The organism is Mycobacterium sp. 852002-51057_SCH5723018 (assembly GCF_001667035.1).
GTDB lineage: Bacteria > Actinomycetota > Actinomycetes > Mycobacteriales > Mycobacteriaceae > Mycobacterium.
The window spans coordinates 1-17,437 of sequence record NZ_LZIR01000119.1; the positions used below are offsets into that span (position 1 = coordinate 1).

Annotated in this window: 14 protein-coding genes and 1 riboswitch; of the genes, 12 read left to right on the forward strand and 2 right to left on the reverse strand. The window is 68.7% G+C overall.

Annotated features, from left to right (window positions below):
* Positions 1 to 123 precede the first annotated feature (123 nt).
* The 10 genes from A5764_RS23790 to A5764_RS23835 all read left to right on the forward strand — a co-directional run bounded on the left by A5764_RS23790 (position 124) and on the right by A5764_RS23835 (position 13,979).
* A complete protein-coding gene (locus A5764_RS23790; RefSeq protein ID WP_067118182.1) occupies positions 124 to 1,953 on the forward strand; it encodes a S8 family serine peptidase in 1,830 nt (609 codons plus the stop codon).
* 20 nt (positions 1,954 to 1,973) lie between these two features.
* Positions 1,974 to 3,179 carry a type VII secretion protein EccE gene (eccE, locus tag A5764_RS23795; protein ID WP_067118184.1) on the forward strand — a complete coding sequence of 402 codons (1,206 nt, stop codon included), beginning with the start codon at positions 1,974 to 1,976 and terminating at the stop codon, positions 3,177 to 3,179.
* Positions 3,176 to 5,008, forward strand: a complete 1,833-nt coding sequence (gene eccA, locus A5764_RS23800) for a type VII secretion AAA-ATPase EccA (protein ID WP_067118187.1) — start codon at positions 3,176 to 3,178, stop codon at positions 5,006 to 5,008. Before eccE ends, eccA begins: the two co-directional genes overlap by 4 nt.
* A gap of 736 nt (positions 5,009 to 5,744) precedes the next feature.
* Complete coding sequence (locus tag A5764_RS23805; protein ID WP_067118190.1) at positions 5,745 to 7,025, forward strand: PPE family protein; 1,281 nt, start codon at positions 5,745 to 5,747, stop codon at positions 7,023 to 7,025.
* A gap of 80 nt (positions 7,026 to 7,105) precedes the next feature.
* A riboswitch (M-box (ykoK) riboswitch) is annotated at positions 7,106 to 7,283 on the forward strand.
* A gap of 287 nt (positions 7,284 to 7,570) precedes the next feature.
* A complete protein-coding gene (locus A5764_RS23810) occupies positions 7,571 to 7,870 on the forward strand; it encodes a PE family protein (protein WP_067118193.1) in 300 nt (99 codons plus the stop codon).
* Between the two features lie 15 nt (positions 7,871 to 7,885).
* Positions 7,886 to 9,109: a PPE family protein gene (locus tag A5764_RS23815; protein WP_067118196.1), complete on the forward strand. Its 1,224-nt coding sequence runs from the start codon at positions 7,886 to 7,888 to the stop codon at positions 9,107 to 9,109.
* Positions 9,110 to 10,040: 931 nt separating this feature from the next.
* Positions 10,041 to 11,351 (forward strand): PPE family protein, encoded by a 1,311-nt coding sequence (locus A5764_RS23820; protein WP_156664845.1) that lies wholly within the window; start codon positions 10,041 to 10,043, stop codon positions 11,349 to 11,351.
* 2 nt (positions 11,352 to 11,353) lie between these two features.
* Complete coding sequence (locus A5764_RS23825; RefSeq protein ID WP_067118202.1) at positions 11,354 to 12,760, forward strand: PPE family protein; 1,407 nt, start codon at positions 11,354 to 11,356, stop codon at positions 12,758 to 12,760.
* 29 nt (positions 12,761 to 12,789) lie between these two features.
* Entirely contained in the window at positions 12,790 to 13,113 is a 324-nt protein-coding gene (locus A5764_RS23830) for a DUF732 domain-containing protein (protein ID WP_067118204.1), read from the forward strand.
* Between the two features lie 158 nt (positions 13,114 to 13,271).
* Positions 13,272 to 13,979: an MgtC/SapB family protein gene (locus A5764_RS23835; RefSeq protein ID WP_067118207.1), complete on the forward strand. Its 708-nt coding sequence runs from the start codon at positions 13,272 to 13,274 to the stop codon at positions 13,977 to 13,979.
* Positions 13,980 to 13,986: 7 nt separating this feature from the next.
* Here the strand turns inward: A5764_RS23835 and A5764_RS23840 are convergent, their stop codons facing one another.
* Entirely contained in the window at positions 13,987 to 15,186 is a 1,200-nt protein-coding gene (locus A5764_RS23840) for an NAD(P)/FAD-dependent oxidoreductase (RefSeq protein ID WP_067118210.1), read from the reverse strand.
* Between the two features lie 74 nt (positions 15,187 to 15,260).
* On the opposite strand from A5764_RS23840, the gene A5764_RS23845 reads away from it, so the two are divergent.
* The gene (locus A5764_RS23845; protein WP_067118214.1) at positions 15,261 to 16,205 is read left to right on the forward strand and encodes a sterol desaturase family protein; all 945 of its coding nucleotides are present in this window, start codon (positions 15,261 to 15,263) and stop codon (positions 16,203 to 16,205) included.
* Positions 16,206 to 16,301: 96 nt separating this feature from the next.
* Positions 16,302 to 16,976, forward strand: a complete 675-nt coding sequence (locus A5764_RS23850) for a hypothetical protein (protein WP_067118217.1) — start codon at positions 16,302 to 16,304, stop codon at positions 16,974 to 16,976.
* A gap of 6 nt (positions 16,977 to 16,982) precedes the next feature.
* Here the strand turns inward: A5764_RS23850 and A5764_RS23855 are convergent, their stop codons facing one another.
* Entirely contained in the window at positions 16,983 to 17,429 is a 447-nt protein-coding gene (locus A5764_RS23855) for a nitroreductase/quinone reductase family protein (protein ID WP_067118220.1), read from the reverse strand.
* Positions 17,430 to 17,437 lie beyond the last annotated feature (8 nt).

The window sequence follows — 17,437 nt, forward strand, 5'->3', positions numbered from 1 at the left end:
ATAACTTCAAAACCCGCGCCTTCTGCCCTACGTCCGGGGGGGGTTGGGGGGTTATTATTTTCTTGGCGCCGCCCCTTCCCCGCTGCCGGCTGGGGGGGGGGGGGGGGGGCGCCCCGCCCCCCCATCGCCGCACTCCTGCTCACGTCGGGGGCACTAGCCGGCTTACCGCCGGCGTCCGCGATCTCGCCGCCGACGGTTGACCCGGCCGCCGTGCCGCCGGACGGTCCGCCGGGACCGCCGGCGCCGATGAAGCAGAACTCCTACTGCACCGAGGTGGGGGTGCTGCCGGGCAGCGACTTCCGGTTGCAGCCTAGGTACATGGACATGCTGAACCTGCAGGAGGCGTGGCAGTTCGGCCGCGGCGCCGGCCAAAAGGTGGCCGTCATCGACACCGGTGTCACGCCGCACCCCAGGTTTCCGCACCTGCTGCCCGGCGGCGACTACATCATGGGCGGTGACGGGCTGTCCGACTGCGACGCCCACGGCACCCTCGTGGCGTCGATGATCGGCGCGGCCCCGGCCAACGGCGCGGCCGCGCCGCCCGCCGCGCCGCGCAAGCCGGTCACCATTCCCACCACCGAGCCGCCGCCGAAAGCGCCGCCGCCGCAGACGGTGACCTTGTCGCCGCTGCCGCAGACGGTGACGATGGTTCCGCCGCCGCCCCAGTCGCAGCAGTCGGAAGCGCCGAATCCGGGACCGGTCGGAGGCCCGCCGGCACCGCAAGGACCGCCGGCACCGCCGGCACCGCAAGGGCCGCCGGCACAGCAGGCACCGCAAGGACCGCTGGCACCCGGTCAGGCTCCGGCCCCCGGTCAGGCTCCGGCAGTCAACCACGCCGGCGGCACGGTGACGATACCGGGCTATTCCGGTGGTGGACAGGTGGTCGCGGTGGACAACCCGAGCGGCCCGCGTCCGCTCGACCCGCCCAAACCGCCGCCGCCGCCACCGGCGCCGGCGCCGGCGCATGCCCCGGACGCGTACAGCGGCATCGCCCCGGACGTGGATATCCTCGCGATCCGTCAGTCCAGCCAGGCGTTCGGCCTCAAGGACGCCTACACCGGCGATGAGGATCCGCAGACGCGGGCCAAGATCGACGACGTCGAGACTATGGCGCGGGCGATCGTGCACGCCGCCAATCTGGGCGCCACGGTGATCAACATCTCCGACGTGACGTGCATGAGTGCCCGCAACATCATCGACCAGCGCGCGCTGGGCGCCGCGGTGCGCTACGCGGCCGTCGACAAGAACGTCGTCATCGTGGCCGCGGCCGGCGACACCAGCAAGAAGGACTGCAAGCAGAACCCGGCCTTCGATCCGATGCAGCCCAAGGATCCCCGCGACTGGGCCGGTGTCAGCACCGTGGTGACGCCGTCCTGGTTCAGCGATTACGTCCTGACGGTCGGGGCGGTCGACACCGACGGCCGACCGCTCACCCAGGGCAATCAGGGCCAGGCGTCCACGAGTGTCGCCGGCCCGTGGGTGGGGATCGCCGCACCGGGCACCGACGTCATTGGGCTGTCACCGCGGGACGACGGACTGATCAACGCCATCGACGGTCCGGACAACTCGTTGCTCGTTCCGGCCGGCACCAGCTTCTCCACCGCGATCGTCTCCGGGGTGGCCGCCCTCGTCCGCGCCAAGTACCCGCAGCTATCGGCCTACCAGGTCATCAACCGGTTGGAACGCACGTCCAGGGCACCGGCGCGGGGCGTCGACAACCAGGTCGGCTATGGGGTCGTCGACCCGGTAGCCGCGCTGACCTGGGATGTGCCCGAAGGTCCAGCAAAGCCGCCGCAGCAGCTATCGGCGCCGCTGAACCTGCCTAAACCGGCCCCGCACCGCGATTTGGTGCCAATATGGGTGGCGGCCGGTGGATTGACCGGAGCTTTACTGATCGGGGGCGCCGTGTTCGGTATAGCGATGTTCATGAAGCGAACACGGAAGCAGCAATGAGGTCGGAGCAGCAATAGCATATGAAGGCTCAGCGAAGTTTTGGATTGTCCTTGTCGTGGGCCCGCGTCACCGCGGTGTTCCTGATCGACATCGTGATTTTGTTGGTGGCCAGTCACTGCCCGGACTCGTGGCAGGGTGAACACCACATCGCGTTTTGGGTGGGTGTCGGCCTCGCCGCGGTGATCACCTTGCTGTCCCTGGTCACCCACCACGGCCTCACGGTGACCTCGGGCCTGGCCACCTGGCTGTGGGACTGGTCTGCCGACCCGGGCACCGCGCTGACCGCCGGTTGCACTCCCGCGGTCGACCACCAGCGCCGCTTCGGGCGCGACACGGTCGGCATACGCCAGTACGAAGGCCATCTGGTTTCGGTGATCGCGGTGGACGGCGGCGACGAGGAGGCCCCCGGCCGCCACCGCCATCGCGCGACGGCGGCCACCCTGGCGGTGCGCGCGGCCGCTGAAGGCCTGCGCCAGTTCGACATTCACCTCGACGGCATCGACATCGTCACGTTGAAGGTGCGCCGCGGGGGCCCGGACGTAAATGCCGCCGAGAAGTCGAAGCTGGACGACTGGGGGCCCGAGGAGTGGGGGGTGGTCAGCGACCAACCCGCCTCCTACATCCACCGCACCTGGCTCGTGCTGCGGATGAACCCGCAGCGCAACGTCGCCGCGGTGGCGGCCCGCGATTCGCTGGCGTCGACGTTGGTGGCCGCCACCGAGCGGCTCGCCCAGGATCTCAACGGGCAGAGTTGTGCGGCCAGGCCGTTGACCGCCGACGAAGTCGCCGAGGTCGACAGCGCCGTGCTGGCGGACCTGGAACCGACGTGGAGCCGCCCCGGATGGCGCCACCTCAAGCACTTCAACGGCTTCGCCACCAGCTTCTGGTTGACGCCGTCGGACATCACCACCGAGACCCTGGAAGAGCTGTTGACGCCCGACGTCGGGGCCGCCGTGGTCACGATCCGGCTCGCCACCAGCGGTGGCCGGCCCCAGCTGGCGGCGTGGGTGCGCTACCACAGCGAGAAGCGCCTGCCCAGGGCCGTCTCGTCGGGCCTCAACCGGCTCACCGGGCGCCAACTGGCCGCGGTGCGCGCCAGCTTGCCCGCCCCGGCCGCTCGCCCGATTCTGGTCGTGCCGAGCCGTGAGCTGCTCGACGACGATGATTTGGTCCTGTCGGTAGGCCAGGTGCGGGAGGGCTCAGCGGGCGTGCCAGTGGCGCAATGACGCGCTCGCAATCAACCGCCGAAGACGCCCGTAACGCCCTGGTCGCCGGCTTATTGGCGTCGGGCATCTCGGTCAATGGACTACAGCCCAGCCACAACCCGCAGGTGGCGTCGCAGATGTTCAACACCGCGACCGCCCTGGATCCGGCGATGTGCGACGCCTGGCTGGCACGGGTGCTGGCGGGGGAACAGAGCATCGACGTGCTCTCCGGCGCGTGGGCGTCGGTCAGGACATTCGGGTGGGAGACCCGCCGCCTCGGGGTCACGGACCTGCAGTTTCGCCCCGAGGTTTCCGACGGCCTGTTCCTGCGGCTGGCGATCACCAGCGTGGAGACGCTGGCCTGCGCCTACGCCGTGGTGCTCGCCGAGGCGAAACGCTACGAGGAAGCGTCGAAGCTGCTCGACGGCGTCGAACCCCGCCATCCCTTCGATGACGAAGTGATCAACTACGTGCGGGGGGTGCTGTACTTCCGCACCGGACGTTGGCCCGACGTGCTCGTCCAATTCCCCGAGGGCAAGCTCTGGCGGCAGCCGGAACTGAAGGCGGCCGGCGCGGCGATGGCCACCACCGCGCTGGCGTCACTCGGAGTGTTCGAAGAGGCCTTCCGGCGCGGCGAGGCCGCCGTCGAGGGCGACCGGGTGCCGGGGGCGGCCAACATCGCCCTGTACACGCAGGGCATGTGCCTGCGGCACGTCGGCCGCGAGGAGGAGGCCGTCGAGCTGCTGCGGCGGGTCTATTCGCGGGATCCGAAGTTCACCCCGGCCCGCGAGGCGTTGGACAACCCCAACTACCGGCTGGTGCTGACCGACCCGGAGACGATCGAGGCCCGCACCGACCCGTGGGATCCCGACAGCGCGCCGACCCGCGCCGAAACCGAGGCCGCCCGCCACGCCCAAGAGGCCGCCAAGTATCTGGCCGAAGGGGATGCCGAACTCAACGCGATGCTCGGCATGGAGCGGGCCAAACGGGAAATCAAGCTCATCAAGTCGACCACCAAGGTCAACCTGGCCCGCGCCAAGATGGGCCTGCCCGTGCCGGTGACGTCGCGCCACACGTTGCTGTTCGGGCCGCCCGGGACCGGCAAGACCTCGGTGGCCCGCGCCTTTACCAAACAGCTGTGCGGACTCACGGTGCTGCGCAAGCCGCTAGTGGTCGAAACCAGCCGCACCAAGTTGCTCGGCCGGTACATGGCCGACGCCGAGAAGAACACCGAGGAGATGCTCGAGGCAGCAATCGGCGGGGCGGTCTTCTTCGACGAGATGCACACCCTGCACGAGACGGGCTACTCCCAGGGAGACCCCTACGGGAACGCGATCATCAACACGCTGCTGCTCTACATGGAGAACCATCGCGACGAGCTGGTGGTCTTCGGCGCGGGTTATGCCAAGGCCATGGACAAAATGCTCGAGGTGAATCAGGGTCTGCGGCGGCGCTTTTCGACGGTGATCGAGTTCTTCAGCTACACCCCGGAAGAGCTTGTCGCGCTGACCAAACTGATGGGGCGGGAGAACGAGGACGTCATCACCGACGAAGCGGCCGACGCGTTGTTGCCGTCGTACACCAGGTTCTACCTCGACGAGAGCTACTCCGAAGACGGGGATCTGATTCGCGGCATCGATACGCTCGGCAACGCCGGCTTCGTTCGCAACGTCGTGGAGAAGGCCCGCGATCACCGTAGCTTCCGGCTGGACGACGAAGACCTCGACGCGGTGCTTTCCACTGATCTCAACGAGTTCAGCGAGGCCCAGCTGCTGCGTTTCAAGGAACTGACCCGTGAGGACCTGAGCGAGGGCCTCCAGGCGGCCGTGGCCGAGAAGAAGTCGTCGTAATCCGCCTCGCCGTATAGTCCGCCAGCTAACGCACTCGCGGTCGTCGGCGCGGTGCTGATCAAGGGATTTCTATGAAGTCTCTTTCAATTTGCGATGCCCGCGCTTGTCGAGTTGCCGCGCGTGGGCACCGGTGCGACCATGGCGCTGGGTGCTCATCGCCGAGCGACGTTTTCTGCCCGCAATGGGCTTTTGAAAAGGGGATTTAGGTCGATAGTCGCACACCGCCAGGGGTCTGGGCGGCGCGCGCCTTTGCTCGGTTCAAGCCCGCCGCCCTGCGACCTTGGCTTCGCCCCGGTAGGCTCTGTCAATCCGAAGCTCGGACGAGCGGGACCCCACGCCTGGCAAATACGGCTGGGTGGATTCGTGGCAGTTCGCGCAACCACGGCGGCACTCCCGCGAGCGACCCGGCCATGACGGGAGGTGGGGCGGACTGAGCGAATCGACGGTGACTCTAGAAACACGTTGACCGATCTTCTCCGATCCGGTCGCGGCGCTCCTGCCACCGGCTGAATCGGCTGGCGCCGAACACCCCAAAGCGCGCACCGCCGCGCTATCGGCTGCACGACGACACGCACAGCGGCCAAGAGCCCCGTAGCTGGGTCGGGCTATCCATTTTAAGGAGAAGTCCGATGAATTTTGTTGTGATACACCGGAAGTCGCTGGCCGTTGCGGCCTGTGCTCCCGACGCGACCACCTTACCCGCCCGCGCGGGCGCTGCCGGTTAGGGGCGGTGGCAATGGATTTCGGAGCCTTACCACCGGAAGTCAACTCCGCTCGCATCTACGCCGGGCCGGGCTCGGCGCCGATGATGGCGGCCGCGACGGCCTGGGCGGCGGTGGCCGCGGAACTCGGTTCCACCGCAGCCTCATACGAGTCGGTGATCTCGGTACTGACCGGCGAAGGCTGGATGGGACCGGCGTCCGCATCGATGGTGTCCGCGGCCGCGCCCTACGTGACGTGGATGAGCCTCACCGGGGCGCTTGCCCAGCAGACCTCCGCCCAGGCCGCGGCGGCGGCGGGGGCCTACGAGGCCGCGTTCGCCATGACGGTGCCGCCGGCCGAGGTAGCGGCCAACCGCGCACTGCTCATGGTGCTGGTCGCAACCAATTTCATCGGGCAGAACACCGCCGCGATCGCGGCCACCGAGGCCCAATACGGCGAAATGTGGGCGCAGGACGCGGCGGCGATGTACGGCTACGCCGGAGGCTCGGCTGCCGCGTCGACGCTGACGCCGTTCGACCAACCGGCGGAGACCACCAACCCGGCCGGGCAGCTCGCGCAATCCTCGGCGGTGGCGCAAGCCGCGGGCACACCGGCGGGCACCGGCGCCCAGATGGTGGACCAACTGATGTCCGCGGTTCAGACTGCGCTGCAAGGGCTTTCGTCGCCGGTGTCCGCCTCGAATCCCGCGGCCGCCATTCCGGGGCAGGGCATCTTTGCCGACCTGTTGAACTTCCTGGACGGGGCGGACGGAAACGCCTACGGGACCTTCCTGAACTCCTCGCTGTTCAACGGATTCGTCTCGGCCGGCTACGTCAGCCCCGCCGTCATCGAGCCGGCCGTCACGGGTGCGATGGCCGATGTCAACGCGGTATCGGTCGCCGCCCAGCCGGCGGCCGCCGCGCTGCCGCCGATGGGCGCCGGCTCCGGTAATGAGCTATGGACACCCCTGGTGACACCGCCCGCCGCCGGCATGGCGGCCGCTTCGGCAGGCATGCCGGGCGTGGACCTGAGCGGGGTCTCGGCCGGCACCAACCAGGCGGCTCTGGTCGGGCGATTGTCGGTGCCGCAGAGCTGGACGGTGGCCGCGCAGGTGGCGAATCCGGCGGGCGCCACGTTCCCGGGCGGCGGCTGGACAAGTGCCGTCGGGCCGGCCGCCGGCGCAGCGAACCCGGTTCCCCCGGGCATGCCGGGGGTGCCCGGCATGCCCGCCGCCACGGCTGGTTACGGGTTCGGCCATGGCCCCCGCTACGGATTCCGCCCGACCGTGATGCCGCGCCCGCCGGCCGCCGGATGACCGCCCGGAGAGGGTGATTTGTTGCAACCATGTGGCAGTTGGGTTGACTCTGCGGCTTCCCGAGTGCACCATGGCCTCTGCATGCACCTCGCTAGGTGAGGCGTCCGCACGGATAAAGGCCACTGACCTCGAACGTCGAAAGACGCCCAGGGTCAGGACAGCTCTTCCCGGCTTAAGGGTTGAGCCCAAGTGGCTTCCGGCCGTTGCTTCGGCCGGATACGCCGTGCGGTGCCGAAGCTCTGACGAGAGGGGTGCCGTGTTCGGGTGTTATATCCCGGACTCTCCTCCCCAGTGTGCAAGGTAACGGCATCCACGTGTGCCCAGGCTGTGAGGAGGTGAGAGCGAAATGAGTCCTGACGATAGTCCGTATTCCAGATCGACGACCATTTCGTTGCGATCCGACCCCGGCCCGTTGCCCACAGTCTGAATCGGCTGACCCGACGACCGCGTCCGCACCTTTGCGGTTCGCGGGTTCGTCGCGGCGCTGCGCGGAAAGTGGCCACCCGCCCGGGGCTGCGGTCGCCCTTTCCGTGAGGAGAACTCCGATGTCCTTTGTGATCACACGTCCGGAAGCGCTCGCTGCCGCCGCCGGGCAACTGGATGGTCTCGGGTCGGCCCTGGCCACCCAGAATGCGGCCGCCGCCGCCGCGACGACCGGGCTGCCTCCGGCCGCCGCCGATGTCGTATCAGCCTTGGCCGCAACCCAATTCAGCGCCCACGGCGCCCTGTATCAGACCGCGGCCGCGCAGGCGATGGCCGTGCACGAGCTGTTGAGCGCGACGTTGGGCGCGAGTGCCGGCTCGTATGCGGCCACCGAAGCGGCGAACGCGATCGCGGCGAGCTAGGAGGGGAGGCGAACGATGACCATCACCCTGGACTTCTCGATGCTTCCACCCGAAGTGAACTCCGATCGGATGTATGCCGGGGCGGGGTCGGCGCCGATGCTGGCGGCCGCGTCGGCTTGGCACGGGCTGGCCGCCGAATTGCGTTGCACGGCTTTGTCCTACGGTTCGGTGCTGGCCGCGCTGACCGGTGAAGAGTGGCATGGCCCGGCCTCGGCGGCGATGGCCGGCGCAGCCGCACCCTACGTGGCGTGGCTGGCCGGCGCCGCCGAGCAGGCCGCCTACAGCGCCACGTCGGCCCAGGCAGCCGCGGCGGCCTACGAAGCCGCGTTTGACGCCACGGTGCCCCCACCCGTGATCGCGGCCAACCGCGCCCAGCTGATGGCGCTGATCGCCACCAATATCGTGGGCCAAAACACCCCGGCCATCGCGGCCACCGAGGCCCTCTACGCCGAGATGTGGGCCCAAGACGCCGGCGCGATGTACGGCTACGCCGCCGCCACCGCGACCGCCACCCAACTGGCCCCGTTCACCGGACCCCAACAGGCCACCACCTCGACCGGGCTGGGCACCCAAGCCGCGGCGGTGGCCAAGGCCGCGGCCAGCCCCGCCGGCGCCCAGCAAAGCGCGCTGGCCCAACTGATCTCGGCGCTGCCCACCACAGTGCAGCAGCTGGCGTTACCGTCGTCGGGGGGATGGGATCCACTGGCGGCGGGTTCGGCGGCCGACACCACGGGCCTCAACGGCCTGCTCAACATGGTCAGCGGATCTGACACCGCCCTGGGCCAATTGCTCAACGCCAACGTGTGGAACACCATCTTTTCGTCCGGGTTCTACATGCCCAGCAACACCGTCGCCCCCTTCCTGGGCCTGCTGGGCCAACAGGCCGGAGAGGCCGCCAGTGGGGCGGCCGATGCCGCGGGCCCGGCTGTCGGCGGCACCCTCGGCGAGGCCCTGGCCGGTCCTGCCGGCGGTGGCCTTGGCACCGCGGTCTCCGCGGGCCTGGGCCACGCACCGGCGATCGGCGCGTTGTCGGTCCCGCCCAGCTGGACCGCACCGGCACCGCTGACCGGCCCGCTGGCCTCCGCCCTGGGAGGCACACCGATGATGCCGCCCCCGGCCATGGCCGCCGGAATGCCCGGAGTCCCGATCGGCACCACCGCCGGCCAACCCTACGGACGCGCCACCCCCCAGTACGGCTTCCGCCCCAGTTTCGTGACCCGCCCACCCGCCGCCGGGTAGCAACCGGGCCGCGTCGGCGACCTCACAGCCGAGTGATGGACGGATGGAGGGTTCCGCAACATCAGGGCAGGGCCGCCCGAGGGCCGGCCTGCGCCCGCAATCAGGGCGGACGGTACGCATCGGGCTCACAGTAAAGTCCCAGCGGCTAATCAGGGTCGGCGCGGCCACGCGTGCGTACGCTTGGTGAAATTCAGGCAAGCAGCGCATGTACGGGGAGTTATTGGCTCAGTGATCTCGACGCCCACGGCGCCACTTGCGGGTGGCGTGCACCGATTTGTGCCGTCGGCTCCGGCGGCACTCCTCGGCATATCCGGATAACGGCGGTAAAGCTGTGGCGACCGGCCCGGATGCACATAGGAAAAGTGTATGAGTGTGGACACTATTGCGGCGTTTCGGTCTTCATGGAACCAAAAGCGTTCGCTGTTCATCTAATAGCGCCGTAACTCGGGTTTGCGTAGCGGGGAGCCCAATCGTGGATTTCCGCGTTATCACGACGCGTGAATGGCCCTTACTCGTTTACGTCGAAATTATGCCGCATTTCTTGCCGATTGCTGAAAAATAACTGCTAATGTCCTGGACATGCGCTCTGCGATATCTCAGTCTTAGCTGTTTGGTGCGCGCCTCACAGCAGGCTGCGCCGGTCCGACATTGATTTTTTACACCGGTATTACACACCAGGAACGCAACCTGAATACCTTTTGTCGACGATGATCGCTACGTTGGGCAGCGCCGCCTGAACGAATGGGGACTCCGTCCCCTGGCACATTTCAGCCGGGCGAGTAGGGATCCGTTGTCTTCCAATAGTTGGCACCGGAGGGCGGTTTCAACAGCGGATTCGATGGATTCTCTTAGAGCTTCCGCCGGACCCGCACCGAGCCGGCAGGCCGTGCCTACCATGGCGGCCACTCAGGGGAGCGGAGGGCAGTAGATGTTGGATTTCGGAGCGCTACCGCCGGAGATCAACTCCGGCCGGATGTATGTCGGCCCGGGGGCGGGGCCGATGTTGACAGCCGCCGCGGCATGGGACGAATTGGCCACGGAGCTGCAATCCACCGCCGCCTCGTACACCTCGACGGTCGAAAGCCTGACGACCGGCCCGTGGTCGGGTCCGTCCTCGATAGCGATGGCGGCCGCGGCCGCGCCGTACGTGGCATGGATGAGCGCGACGGGGGCCCAGGCGGAGGAGGCGGCCACGCAGGCCAAGCTGGCCGCCGGCGCGTACGAGACGGCGTTCGCGGCCACGGTGCCGCCGCCGGTGATCGCTGCCAATCGTGCCCTGCTGATGGCCTTGATCGCGACAAACTTCCTGGGGCAGAACACCCCGGCCATCGCCGCCACCGAGGCGCAGTACATGGAAATGTGGGCCCAAGACGCCGCGGCGATGTACGCCTACGCGGGTTCGTCGGCCGCCGCGTCGCAGCTGACACCGTTTACCGAACCGCCGCAGACCACGAACGCGGCGGCGGCGCCGGCACAAGCGGCCGCGGTCTCCCAGACGAGCAGCGTGACCGGCTTGAACATCGGCTCCCAGCTGTCGCAACTGATCAACTCGCTGCCGACCGCGCTGCAAAGCCTCGGTAGCGGCCTGCTCAATTCGCCGACGACCGGGTCGACGAACCTGCTGTCGGGGCTCTCCCTGCCGCAATTGGTCAACCTGCCCGCCACCTCGTCCTGGCCTGCGGGTCTGGGGACCGACCTGTCGAATTGGAACACCATCTGGTCGACCCTCACCGGGCCGTTTTCGCTGCAGGGATGGACCGCGATACCCGGCGGCCCGTTCCTGTCGTTCGGGCAGGCATACGCCTGGGGCCAGAACGGGCAGAGCGCCGCCGCGTACCTGTCCGGCCCGAAAGCCATCAGCGGGGCGTTGGCGCCGCTGACGCAAGGTGCCAGCGCCGTGAAGCCGATGCTGAGCTCCGCCGTCTCGGGCGCCATGGGCAAGTCGGCCCTGGTGGGCAGCATGTCGGTGCCGCAGGGGTGGACAGAGGCCGCGCCCGCGATCAGAACACTCGCCCAGGTGCTGCCGGCCAACCTGGCTGCCGCCCCGGCGGCCTCGCTCGCCGGCGAGAGCGGCGTCTTCGGCCAGATGGCCCTGTCGAGCCTGGCGGGGCGCGCCGTCGGCGCGGCCGCGTTCGGTTCAGCGGGCAGCGGCGGTGCCGCCGCAAGCTCGCTGGGTGGCGTCATCGCCGGCGCCGACCCCGCCGCAGCCACCATCATCGTGATCCCGGCCCTGGAGGAGTGACCATGTTCTACGCAGCGTTTCCGCCGGAGTTCAACTCGGGCAGGATCTACGCCGGCCCGGGATCCGAGTCGATGCGGGCCGCCGCGGCGGCCTGGGAGGGGCTGGCCAGCGAACTGCAGTCGACCGTGTCCTCCTATTCATCGGTGATCGACAGCCTGACCAGCGGTGCGTGGGTAGGCCCGTCGTCGATCAACATGGCCGCCGCCGTCACGCCGTATCTGGCCTGGATGCAGGGCAGCGCCGCCCAAGCCGCCGAAGCCGCCACCCAGGCGACCGCGGCGGCCGCCGCCTACGAGACGGCGTTCGCCGCGCACGTGCCGCCCGCCGAGATCGCGGCCAACCGCAGCCAACTCGGGCAGCTGGTGGCGACCAACATCTTCGGGCAGAACACCCCGGCGATCGCGGCAACCGAGATCCAGTACGCCGAAATGTGGGCACAAGACGCCCTGGCGATGGACACCTACGCCGGCTCGTCGGCGGCGGCCTCCGACATCTCGCCGTTCACCGCGGCGCCGCAGATCACAAACGCGGGCGGCCTGGCCGGCCAGGCCGCCGCGCTGAACCAAGCCGCCGGCACCTCGGCCGGCAGCGCCCAGTCGATCGTGTCATCGCTGACGACAACCGCGGGCGGCCCGCTGTCCTGGCTGCTGCAGACCGGCGCGAACCTCAGCACCGACTACACGTCCACCATCAACGGCCTCCTGAACGGCCTGTTCGGGGCCAGCGGGGCATCGACGTACACCGCCCTGTACAACGCCGTGAAGGTCCCGGTCGGCCTTACCACGCAGTTCAACGACATCGGGCTGCTGATCAACTTCCCCGTGTCGCAGTGGCTCAAGTTCGCCCCTCCGGCTGCCTACGGGGCGCTCCCGAAAGACGCGTTAGGCGCCGGGCTTGGGGCGGCGGGCTTCGGCAGGGGCACCCTTTACAACTCGGTATCGGCGGGCATGGGAAACGCCGGCACGCTGGTCGGCAAGTTGTCGGTCCCGCCGAGCTGGGCCACGGCCACCCCGGCCATCAGGACGGTGGCCGCCGCGCTGTCGGCCGCCGGGCCGGACGCGGTGCCGGCGGCCGCGCTGGGCGCGGGCGGGCTGCTGAGTTCCATGTCGGTGGCCGGGATGCTGGGCAGCGCGCTCGGCGCGGGGGCACCGAGCGCAGTGAGCCGTACCGGAGTTCGCGGCCGCATCGCCCCCCTGAAAGACCTCAAAGACCAGAACTCGCCGGAGCACTTGAAGCGACTGGTGGCGCAGATATCGGAGAAGCCCGAGAGCGTGCAGCACCACAACGTCGATCAAGACGGTCTCGACGCGCTGCTTGAGCAGTTGTCGAAGAAACCGGGCATCCACGCCGTGCACCTGAGGAAGGGCGACAAGCCCCAAGTCGTGCCGACTGAAGCGCAATCAAGTTGAGGCTCAGCGGAATCGGGAGAGGGGTAGGTATGAGGCTGCTATTTGGGCTGGTGGGCGTCGCCGCGGCGATTGGCTTCGCCGCCCCGGCGTACGCGGACCCGCCACCTGCGCCGCAAGGTGACGACGCCGGCTTCCTTGCCGCCCTGCACCAGGTGGGCATCGCCTACTCGAGTCCGGATGCGGCCGTCGCGTCCGGCAAGGCCGTGTGCACCTGCCTGAACAACGGCGAATCGGGCCTGGAGCTGGTCCACGACGTCAAGACCCACAATCCCGGGATGGATATGGAGAACGCGTCGAATTTCGCCATGATCGCGGCGAAATTCTATTGCCCCCATCAGCTCTCCAAGGCGTAGGGGGAGCGGGGCCACCGGGTCACTTGGCCCCACCGCCACGGCCTGGTTTCGCGGGTGTGGCCGCCAGGCAACCGGTTTCGCTTCGGTCAACCTCCCGTTCACCTAGGGGTGGTTAGCTGCCGCCGACCGGCGCCGAGGGTGGGGAAGGAGGCCGGGTCATGCCAACGCTGACCGTCGCCGATTTCGCGCTCCGGCTCGCCGTCGGGGTGGGGTGCGGCGCGCTGATCGGACTGGAGCGGCAATGGCGCGCACGTAGGGCCGGCCTGCGGACCAACGCGCTGGTGGCCGCCGGCGCGACCCTCTTCGTGCTGTACGCCGTTGCCACCGAGGACAGCAGCCCCACCCGGGTGGCGTCGTATGTGGTGTCGGGGATCGGGTTTCTCGGCGGAGGGGTGATCCTGCGCGAGGGGGTCAACGTCCGCGGCCTCAACACCGCCGCCACCCTGTGGTGCTCGGCGGCAATAGGCGTGCTGGCGGCGTCGGGCCACCTGGTGTTCACATTGATCGCCACCGCCACGGTCATCGGCATCCACGTGTTCGGGCGGCCACTGGGTCGGCTGATCGACCGTGACAATGCCGCCGAGGAAGACGAAGACCTGCGTCCGTACCTTGTGCAGGTGGTCTGCCGCCCCAAATCCGAAAAGTACGCGCGCGCCCATATCGTGCAGCACGCCGGCGGCAACGACATCACCCTGCGCGGCATTCACACCGGGCGGGCCACCGACGACGAGATCACCCTCACCGCAAACGTGCTGATGAGCGGCAACACACCGGCCCGGCTCGAGCGGCTGGTGGCCGAATTATCGCTGCAGCCTGGGGTCCGCGCGGTGCAGTGGTATGCGGGCGACCAGGTGCGGCAGGACTGAATCGCCGTCACGGGCGCGGCTGCAGCTCCGGGGCCGCGGCGGCCATCAGGTCGGCGGGGCTGCCGGTCAGTGGCGGATAGATCCGCCGGGTATTGATGATGCTCTTGGTCGCCTTGGCCTGCGCGCCCCTGGAAACAACCGCCCTATCCCACCCTTCGGTGTAGACCGCTCCGGCCGGTCCGAGATCGAGAACCGTGACGTACCAAGGGATTCGAAGGGACAGCATCGGCTCGTCGAACAGGTCGCTGATGACGTTGTAGCCGGCGTAGCGCCCCATCGGCCGCCCGTGCTGACACGACATCACCGATAGATGCTCATCGTCCATCCGCGCGGCGGCGACGTCGCCCGCGGCGAATACCGAATCGAGCCCCACCACCCGCAGGTAGTCGTCCACCTCTACCCGGCCCAGCCGGTCGCACCGCACCGGCAGCTGCTCGGTCAGCGGGCTGGCACGCATGCCGGCGCACCAGACCAGCGTCGGCGCGTCCAGTCGCTCACCCGTGGACAGCGACACACCGCGCTCGCTGACCGCTGCGACGCCTACGGCGGTCCTGACCTCAATCCCGTTGTCCCGCAACGCCTCTTCGATCACCGGTCGAGCGGAGGCGCCCATGTCGGAGCCGACGTGGGGGCTGCGGTCGACCAGAATCACCCGGGGGGTGACACTCGTGCGGGAGAACAAGGCGCGCAGTCTGTTTGGCAGCTCGCAGGCGGCCTCGATTCCGGTGAGCCCGGCGCCCACCACGACGACGGTGGCCGCCGCCAGGGTCGGCGGATCGTCGGCAAGCTTTTGCAGGTGGTCCCGCAGCGCGAGGGCGCCGTCGTAGGTGTCGACGTCCAAACCGAACTCCCGCAGGCCCGGTATGGCGGGTTTCAGCACGCGACTGCCCGACGCCAGCACCAGCCGGTCGTAGCGGTATGTCGCGCCGCCCGATGCGGTGACGATGCGCGCGCCGGGGTCGATCGCTGTCACCTCGGCGGTCACATGCGCCACCCCGACGGGGTCGAGCAGGTCGGCGAGTGAGATGCGGCAGGCGCTCAAATCGGCCTCGTAGTTGCGGACGCGGATGTCGTGAAACGGTTTGGCGCTCAGCACGGTGATATCGACCGTGCCCGCCGGCACGGCGAGCTCGTCGAGCCGGCGGGAGGCGCCGAGCGCCGCCCAGAGCCCGGCAAACCCGGAACCGATCACCACCACGGCGGTCACGCGCTCAACACCTCACCGATACCGGCTTTGCGCATGGGCCTGATGGCAGGCGCCGATGGTCGTAATCTATCGGTGTGAACGCCGTCAGCGGGTTTTTGTCCGCGCTGCCTCCGCCGATGCGGGACCCCGTGCTGTTCGCCATCCCGTTTTTCCTGCTGCTGTTGATCCTCGAATGGACCGCGGCCCGCAAGCTGGAACGCATCGAGGCGGGCGCCACGGATGGGGCGCGGCCGCCGTCCGGCGCGCACTTCACCCGGGATTCGATGGCAAGCATTTGGATGGGCCTCGTCTCGGTGGCCACCACGGCCGGCTGGAAGACGCTGGCTCTGTTCGGCTATGCCGGGATTTACGCCTACCTGGCGCCGTGGCACCTGTCGCCAACGCGGTGGTACACCTGGGTCACCGCGATCCTCGGCGTCGACCTGCTGTACTACGCCTACCACCGCATCGCGCACCGGGTGCGGCTGATCTGGGCGACGCATCAGGCCCATCACTCCAGCGAGTACTACAACTTTGCCACCGCGCTGCGCCAGAAGTGGAACAACAGCGGTGAGATCCTGATGTGGATGCCGTTGCCGCTGTTGGGGATTCCCCCGTGGATGGTGTTCTTCAGCTTCTCGCTGAACCTGATCTACCAGTTCTGGATCCACACCGAACGCATCGACAGGCTGCCGCGGCCGTTCGAGTTCGTGTTCAACACCCCGTCGCACCACCGCGTGCACCACGGGATGGACAAGGTGTACCTCGACAAGAACTACGGCGGGATCCTCATCGTCTGGGACCGGCTGTTCGGCACCTTCCAGCCGGAGCTGTTCCGCCCGCATTACGGCCTGACCAAGCGCGTCGACACGTTCAACATCTGGAATCTGCAGACGCGCGAATACGTCGCCATCGCCCGCGACTGGCGCTCGGCGAGCCGCCTGCGCGATCGGCTGGGCTACGTCTTCGGTCCGCCGGGCTGGGCGCCACGCATGGCCGGCCACACCGGTGACGCGGTGCCGATGGTCACGGCGAGGTAACGTCGAGCCGGGCGGGGGCGATAAAAGTCAAAGTGGGGCAAGGGTTACGCCACCTCAACCCGCGGATCGGTATTTTCCCCGGACGGATGGGAGCTTATGGTGCGCCGCCTGGCGATTCGCCCAATCATCGCGTCGGCTTCCGTCGCGGCACTCGCGTCCTGGATGCCGCCCATCACCGCCAGGGCCGATGGGCCATTGGTGTTCCCTGGCATGGAAATCCACCAGGACACTCGGGTCTGCACGCTGGGCTACGTCGATCCGGTCCTCAAGATCGCGTTCACGGCGGGGCACTGCCGGGGCGGGGGGCCGGTCTTCGACAAGGAACACGATGTCATCGGCCGGATGGCGACGTTCCGCGACAACACGCCCAGCGGCACGACGGTGGCCACCGACCAGGTGATCGCCGACTACGAGGCCATCGTGCTGGACGACGGCGTCACCGCGAGCGACGTCATGCCGAGTGGCCGGCGGCTGGAATCGAACCCGTCTGCGGCGCTTGCGCCGGGGCAAGCGGTCTGTCATTTCGGCGTGGTCACCGGCGAGACCTGCGGGACGGTGGAGAGCGTCAACAACGGGTGGTTCACCATGTCGCACGGCGTGCAGAGCCAGCGCGGCGATTCCGGTGGGCCGGTGTACCTGGCAGGTGGCGGCCCCGCGCAGATCGTCGGGATCTTCAACAGCGTCTGGGGGGACCTTCCCGCGGCGGTGTCGTGGCGCGCCGCCTCCGATCAGGTGCGCCAAGACCTCGGCGGGGCGACCAACCCGCGGTGATGCCGCTCAGCGCGACGGGGTGAGCGCGAACACTGGGATCGACGGCGCCGCGGCAAGCAGCTGCTCGTCGGTGGAGTCCGGCGTCAACCCGGCGACATAGCCCTTGACCTGCCAATACCACCTCGCCAGGTAGCGCCTCAACAGTTCCGGCTTGGCCGCATCGTCGACCTCGCTGACCCGGGCGCGTTTCGGGCGCCAGCGCGAGCCGACCTCGACGACGCCGGCGGCCCTGACGTTGCGCGCCCACTGGGTGTTGCCGCGCGGCGAGACGAGGTAGTCGGTGCCGTCGACGGTGAGCAGGTTGACCACCACCGCGCGCCGTTTTCCGCTGGTGCGGCCGCGGACGCGCAGCGCACGGGTGCCGGCGATGCTGATGCCCAGGTCGGCGAGCCAACGAATCACGGTGTTGGCGGCCCGGGCCGCCCGGTTCGGATCCTCGTAGCGCGTGGTCATGGTCCGTC

Coding starts and splice junctions, on each gene's coding strand:
- eccE (WP_067118184.1), top strand. CDS start 1,974: ATGAAGGCTCAGCGAAGTTTTGGATTGTCCTTGTCGTGGGCCCGCGTC.
- eccA (WP_067118187.1), top strand. CDS start 3,176: ATGACGCGCTCGCAATCAACCGCCGAAGACGCCCGTAACGCCCTGGTC.
- A5764_RS23805 (WP_067118190.1), top strand. CDS start 5,745: ATGGATTTCGGAGCCTTACCACCGGAAGTCAACTCCGCTCGCATCTAC.
- A5764_RS23810 (WP_067118193.1), top strand. CDS start 7,571: ATGTCCTTTGTGATCACACGTCCGGAAGCGCTCGCTGCCGCCGCCGGG.
- A5764_RS23815 (WP_067118196.1), top strand. CDS start 7,886: ATGACCATCACCCTGGACTTCTCGATGCTTCCACCCGAAGTGAACTCC.
- A5764_RS23825 (WP_067118202.1), top strand. CDS start 11,354: ATGTTCTACGCAGCGTTTCCGCCGGAGTTCAACTCGGGCAGGATCTAC.
- A5764_RS23830 (WP_067118204.1), top strand. CDS start 12,790: ATGAGGCTGCTATTTGGGCTGGTGGGCGTCGCCGCGGCGATTGGCTTC.
- A5764_RS23835 (WP_067118207.1), top strand. CDS start 13,272: ATGCCAACGCTGACCGTCGCCGATTTCGCGCTCCGGCTCGCCGTCGGG.
- A5764_RS23850 (WP_067118217.1), top strand. CDS start 16,302: ATGGTGCGCCGCCTGGCGATTCGCCCAATCATCGCGTCGGCTTCCGTC.
- A5764_RS23855 (WP_067118220.1), bottom strand. CDS start 17,429: ATGACCACGCGCTACGAGGATCCGAACCGGGCGGCCCGGGCCGCCAAC.